Consider the following 6,484-nt stretch of genomic DNA (forward strand, 5'->3'; position numbering starts at 1 on the left):
ATTGAAATAGTTGATTTTAATCCTAGTAATGATTTAACTTCTGAAAAATTAGAAGCTAATGAAGATATTATCAATAATCTAAAGGTAAATTCAGCTGAGCCAGTTCTCAATTTTTATAAGCAAGTACAGCTTATAAAAAATTACTATGAATTTAATGATGTTGATACTGTTAGATATGAAGTTGATGGTGATTATAAACAGATGTTTGTGGCTGCTAGAGAAATTAATACATCTAATATGAATGATGTTTGGCAGAATAAACACTTAAGATATACTCATGGATATGGACTTGCTATGAGTGAGGTTAATGCTGTTACAAAGGAAGGGCAACCATCTTTTGTTATGAGAGATATACCTACGTTAAACTCTACAGATATCAGTGTGGAAAATCCAAGGATTTATTTTGGAGAGAGTACAGATGATTATGCAATTGTTAATACTGATGTAGTTGAATTTGATTATCCAGATGGAGAGAAAGAGAATGAATTTAAATATGATGGGGATGCTGGAATTCCTATGACAGCTTTAAATAAGTTAGCTTTTGCCATTGAATATGGACAACCTAAAATGGTATTTTCAGGGGCTATAAATCCTGAAAGTAAAATTTTAATTAATAGAAATATTATTGATAGAGCTAAAAAAATTGCTCCGTTTTTAACATTTGATAGTGATCCATACCCAATCGTTCAAGATGATAAGATTATGTGGGTTGTTGATGCTTATACAACTTCTGATAAATATCCTTTTTCAGAGCCTTATAATGGGATAAACTATATTAGAAATTCAGTTAAAATTACTGTTGATGCATATACAGGAGATATTAATTTTTATGTAGCAGATGATAAGGATCCTATTATAAAGACATATTCTAAGATATTTAAAGATTTATTTAAGCCGCTTTCAGAACTTCCAGATGGTGTGTCTAAGCACTTTAGATATCCACAAGATATGTTTAGTTTACAAACAGAAGTTTTAGCAAAATATCATATAAATGATGCTATTAAACTTTTCACTGAAGAAGATTTATGGGATGTTTCAGGTAAGCCAGCTAAAGTTGAAGGTACTGAAGGTGAAGATGCTAAAGAGGCTAAAAGAGTAGAACTTCTTTATCTTATGACTAAACTTCATGGTGAGGAAAATATTGAAATGATGCTTATGGAATATTTTAATATGAAAGGTAAGCAGAACATGGTTTCTCTTTTAGGGGCTAGAATGGATGGTGAAAATTATGGTGAGCTTGTTATGTATAAGTTCCCACAACAAAGAGCTATTTATAGCCCGGGTTTATTTAAAAATAGAATGATGCAAGATCCTGATATCTCTAAGGAAATAAGTTTGTGGGCTGGTAAAGGTTCAGAGGTTGTTTATGGAGATGTTGTAATACTTCCAATAGAAGATTCATTATTATATATGAATACTATTTATCTTAAAGCAGAGGCTGCAAATGGTATGCCTGAGATGAAGAGAGTAGTTTTATCTAATGGAAATGAAATTGTTATTGAAGAGAATGTTGAGAAGGCTCTTTCTAAATTATTTGGATATTCAGCAGGTGCTGATAGTGGAGATGAGTCTATAGAAGGTGAAACTGATGAAAATATAAATAACAATGGCGATTTTAAAGAGGCAGCAGAGTTATTTAATAGTGCTATAGAAGCTCAAAGAGAAGGTAAATGGGCACTTTATGGTGAAATTATAGATGAACTTGGTAAGTTTTTAAATAGTAATAAAGTAGAACTAGAGGCAAATAGCCCAACTGAATAGATTTGAGGAAAAGGTGTCTTAATAGATGCCTTTTCTTTTTACGTAGAATGAAAATATATTAAGCATTTACATATATATGATATAATCAAGAGAGAAATTTAATTACAATTAGGGTAATTAGGAGTGAATTAGTATGGATTATGATGTTTTAATTTTAGGTGGGGGAATAACTGGTTGCGCAGTTGCTTATGAACTATCTAAATATAATTTAAATATAGCTTTGATAGAAAAAGATTTTGATATTGCAGATGATATTTCATTTGTTAATGCAGATATAGTTTATGATGGTACAGAGTGTAAGAATGATCTTATGAGTACACTTGAAGATATGGGGAATAAATTTATTAAAGAAATTTGTAATAAGTTTAATTTACCAATAACTAATATAGGTACTTTAAGAATTGCAGATGATAGCGAATCAGAAGTTGTAATAGAAAAAATGTATAAAAGAGCTAAGAGTAGAAAGTTTGATGGTATTAGACTTATGGATTCTGAAGAAGCTAAAGAGATTGAACCTAATTTTCAGGGGAAGATTACAAAGGCTTTATATAGCGAAAATACAGCAGTTATAAACCCTTATGATCTTGCTATTGCATATGGTGAAGTTGCTTTTGAAAATGGTGTTAGATTTAGACTTGAAGAGAGAGTTAATGAGATTCAAAGACTTGTTAATGGTTTTAGAGTTACGACAAATAAGAATAAGTTTTCTTGTAAGTTTGTTGTAAATACTATACCAGGAGATTTATATGTTAGTGATGAAAGTGAAATTACTGATGAGAGTGAAATTTTAAAAACATATTATCTTCTTTTAGATAATTGTAATGAAGCTCAGTATTCAAATTTAGTTGTAAAGATTGATGATGATGAAAATTATATGACACATATACCAGGTACTGGTGGTGAAAGAGTTATTGGAATTAATTCAGATAAGTCTTTAGGGTTTTATAAGTCCCTTAGAAAGGCTAAAGCACTGCTTCCAAGTATAAGTAATAACAATGTTAATAATGTTTTTTATGATGAGCATCATAAAGATATTATAATTATTGATGATAATGAAATTAATAAAGGCTATATAAAAATAACAGGTAAGCATTATGCGGAGGTTACTATAGCACCTGCGATAGCTCATCTTGTAAGTGAAAGTGTTGTAGAGAACTTAAAATGTTCAAAAAATAATAATTTTATTGATAAGAGAAGAGAATTTTATAGATTTAAAAATCTTGATAATGAGCAAAGAAATGAACTTGTTGCTGTAGATAATAAATATGGTAAGATAATTTGTATGTGCAATTTAGTTACAGAGGGAGAAGTTGTAGATTGTATTAGAAGACCACTTGGAGCAAGAACTCTTGAAGGGGTTAAAAGAAGAACAGGTGCAACTTTTGGTAGGTGTCATGGAGCTAATTGTATAAGTAAGATTATAGATATTTTAGCAAGAGAGCTTGATAAGAAACCAACAGAAATTGTTGAAGATTCTAGAAACTCAAATTTACTAGCATCAAGAATAAAAGAATTTGATGAAATATAAGGAGGACATTATGGCTAAAGATACTTTTACTAGTGTTATAAGACTTAGGGGCTCTAAGAAGCATAATGTTGTTTCTGTTAAGAGTAATAGACCTGTTGATATAGTTTTATGGATAGAATTTTCTAAAGTGCTTGGACGACTTTATATGAGTGTTCCAACACAAATTGGAGATGTAATTTGTAAAAATATATTAAATACAGGGATTGATATAATTTGTACTAGAACTATAAATAAAGATTAAGAAAGAATTTATTGACATTAAAGTAATAGATTAATATAATGAAATTAAAAAGCAATAGTAATTAAACCTATGATCAGGCTAGTAATAAAATATTTTAACAAAGAGAGTTAGTGGTTGCTGTGAACTAATTTAAAATATTTATGAATCCACCTGTGAGGGACTGTGAAAACAAGCAGTACGGAACTATCCGTTAATAGTACTAAAGTGGATAAGTTAGAAATGCATATAACTTATCAATTAGGGTGGCAACGCGGAGTCTTTCGTCCCTTTCTATGGGGATAGGAGACTCTTTTTTTTGTGCAAAAAAAGATGTTTTCACACAAATATTGTTTGTTTTTGTAATAATAAATAAATTTATAAAGGGAGAATGAAAAATGTTAGATTTAAAAAGAATTAGAAAAAATCCAGAAGAAATTAAAACTCTTTTAGAAAATAGAGGAGAAAATTTTAATCCTACTGTGATTGATGAACTTATAACTTTAGATGAAGAAAGAAGAAGTATATTAGTAAAAGTGGAGGCTTTAAAAAATCAAAGAAATAAAGTTTCTGCTGAAATACCTAAAAGAAAAAAAGCTGGTGAAGATGTTGCTGTTGTAATGGCTGAGATGAAAGAGATAGGGGAAACTATAAAAGGATTTGATGCAAAACTTTCAGAAATAAATGAGAGAATAAAAACTATTTTATTAAGTATTCCTAATATCCCACATCCATCAGTACCTGAAGGTGATACAGATGAAGATAATGTTCAAATTAAAACCTGGGGAGTACCTACTAAATTTAACTTTGAGCCAAAAGCACATTGGGATTTAGGAATAGATTTAAATTTATTAGATTTTGAAAGAGCTGGTAAAGTAACAGGTTCAAGATTTACTATATATAAAGGAAATGGAGCTAGACTTGAGAGAGCTTTAATAAACTATTTCTTAGATAAACATACATTTGATAATGGATATACAGAAATACTTCCTCCATATATGGTTAATAGAGAAAGTATGACTTGTACAGGTCAATTACCTAAGTTTGAAGATGATGCTTTTAAAGTAGACAATGGATTCTTTATGATACCAACAGCAGAAGTTCCAGTAACGAACATGTATAGAGGTGAAACTTTTACAGGTGCTGAATTACCAATAAAACATGTTGCTTTTAGTGCTTGTTTCAGATCTGAAATAGGTTCAGCAGGAAGAGATACTAGAGGTCTTGTAAGACAACATCAATTCCATAAAGTTGAGCTTGTTAAGTTTTGTAAGCCAGAGCAAAGTTATGAAGAACTTGATAAGTTAGTTCTTGATGCAGAGTCAGTATTACAAGGTCTTGGACTTCCTTACAGAGTAGTTAGAATATGCAAGGGTGATTTAGGATTCACAGCATCACTTAAGTTTGATATAGAGGTTTGGATGCCAAGTTACAATAGATATGTTGAAATTTCAAGTTGTTCAAACTTTGAAACATTCCAATCTATGAGAGCTAATATTAAATATAAAGAAACAGCAACTGATAAGCCTCAATTTATACACACAATAAATGGGTCAGGAGTTGCGATTGGTAGAGCTGTTGCAGCACTTCTTGAGAATTATCAACAAGAAGATGGGACAGTTATAGTGCCAGAAGAATTAATACATTATATGAGATGTAATATATTAAAATAAATAATAAATAATAAATAGGAGCTACAGATGTAGCTCCTATTTATTTATAAAAAAGATTTGAATTTTAAGGTAGTAAATAAGCCATTTAAAGATTTTTATAAAAAAAAGAAAAAATATAATTAAAAGTATTGACATAACAAGTATATCTTAGTATAATAATTATTGTAGCTTGGAGAGATGGTCGAGCTGGCTTAAGGCACCGGTCTTGAAAACCGGCGTACGTTTACGCGTACCGTGGGTTCAAATCCCACTCTCTCCACCACATTTTTTTTACCATTTTTAAAGTGGTAAAACTTGGAGAATTACTCAAGTGGCTGAAGAGGCGCCCCTGCTAAGGGTGTAGGTCGGGCAACTGGCGCCAGGGTTCAAATCCCTGATTTTCCGCCAAAACCTAGTTTTTATAACTAGGTTTTTTTGTTTTTCAAATATATAAATTTATAATATAATTAAAGTGAAATACGCATTTGAGTTTGAACAAAAGAGAAAAGGGGAATGTTTTAGTTATGGAGAAAAAAAGGAAGCTTGCAACAAATTTAGCATACATATTTGGAGGTCTTGGAATAGCGGGAGCTCTTACATCATTTTTAGCAGGATTTTTATTTTCAATATTAGGTATGATTGCATCAATAATTGCTATGAAAAAAAATGGAGAGAATTATAAAGTTCTTATACCATGGAGTATTGGAATGTTTTTAAATATAATAGTTCTAATATTTGTTATAGTAATAGGACCTTTATACAAGATTTAAAAAAATACATCATAAGGTGATCTTATAAGGAGTAGCTTTATAATGATTTATAAATTTGAAGATACTATATTACTTGTATTTAATAAATTTAAAAAATAAAATAAAAAGATATTATAAATAGTTGACAATCTTAAATTTACTTGATATAATAATCCTTGTAGTTCGGAGAGATGGTCGAGCTGGCTTAAGGCACCGGTCTTGAAAACCGGCGTACGTTTACGCGTACCGTGGGTTCAAATCCCACTCTCTCCACCACATTTTTTTTACCATTTTTAAAGTGGTAAAACTTGGAGAATTACTCAAGTGGCTGAAGAGGCGCCCCTGCTAAGGGTGTAGGTCGGGCAACTGGCGCCAGGGTTCAAATCCCTGATTTTCCGCCAAAAACCTAGTTTTTATAACTAGGTTTTTTTTGTGCGTAAAATTAAATATTATTATGTAGCTTTGTTTTAGTAGTTATATATTTGAATTGCTTAGATAGTTTTTAAAATTATAGATACTTTTAAAATATTAATTTTGATAATAATTTTCATATTAAATATAAATTTATGCTAAAAAA

The 6,484-nt window shown here is 30.3% G+C and carries 5 protein-coding genes, 4 tRNA genes and 1 other annotated feature; all 9 genes read left to right on the forward strand.

The genetic code is table 11. The annotated features are described in order from the left end of the window. A partial coding sequence (locus Q0V15_RS10790; RefSeq protein WP_297438879.1) for a UPF0182 family protein occupies positions 1 to 1,761 on the forward strand: 1,761 nt, incomplete at its 5' end. A 133-nt stretch (positions 1,762 to 1,894) separates the two neighbouring features. Then, positions 1,895 to 3,289 carry an NAD(P)/FAD-dependent oxidoreductase gene (locus Q0V15_RS10795; protein WP_297438880.1) on the forward strand — a complete coding sequence of 465 codons (1,395 nt, stop codon included), beginning with the start codon at positions 1,895 to 1,897 and terminating at the stop codon, positions 3,287 to 3,289. Between the two features lie 10 nt (positions 3,290 to 3,299). Next, positions 3,300 to 3,530: a DUF1667 domain-containing protein gene (locus Q0V15_RS10800; protein ID WP_297438882.1), complete on the forward strand. Its 231-nt coding sequence runs from the start codon at positions 3,300 to 3,302 to the stop codon at positions 3,528 to 3,530. A 60-nt stretch (positions 3,531 to 3,590) separates the two neighbouring features. After that, positions 3,591 to 3,801 (forward strand) — a binding site (T-box leader). 103 nt (positions 3,802 to 3,904) lie between these two features. Beyond that, positions 3,905 to 5,179 (forward strand): serine--tRNA ligase, encoded by a 1,275-nt coding sequence (gene serS, locus Q0V15_RS10805; protein WP_297438884.1) that lies wholly within the window; start codon positions 3,905 to 3,907, stop codon positions 5,177 to 5,179. Positions 5,180 to 5,350: 171 nt separating this feature from the next. After that, a tRNA-Ser gene (locus Q0V15_RS10810) sits at positions 5,351 to 5,441 on the forward strand. Positions 5,442 to 5,475: 34 nt separating this feature from the next. Beyond that, positions 5,476 to 5,566: transfer RNA gene (locus Q0V15_RS10815), tRNA-Ser, on the forward strand. Positions 5,567 to 5,682: 116 nt separating this feature from the next. Next, on the forward strand, positions 5,683 to 5,928 hold the full coding sequence (locus Q0V15_RS10820) for a hypothetical protein (RefSeq protein WP_297438886.1): 246 nt from the start codon (positions 5,683 to 5,685) through the stop codon (positions 5,926 to 5,928). A 164-nt stretch (positions 5,929 to 6,092) separates the two neighbouring features. Then, positions 6,093 to 6,183 (forward strand) — tRNA-Ser (locus tag Q0V15_RS10825). A gap of 34 nt (positions 6,184 to 6,217) precedes the next feature. Beyond that, a tRNA-Ser gene (locus tag Q0V15_RS10830) sits at positions 6,218 to 6,308 on the forward strand. Positions 6,309 to 6,484: the final 176 nt, after the last annotated feature.

This window comes from uncultured Clostridium sp. (genome assembly GCF_947036855.1).
Taxonomy (GTDB): Bacteria; Bacillota; Clostridia; order Clostridiales; family Clostridiaceae; genus Sarcina.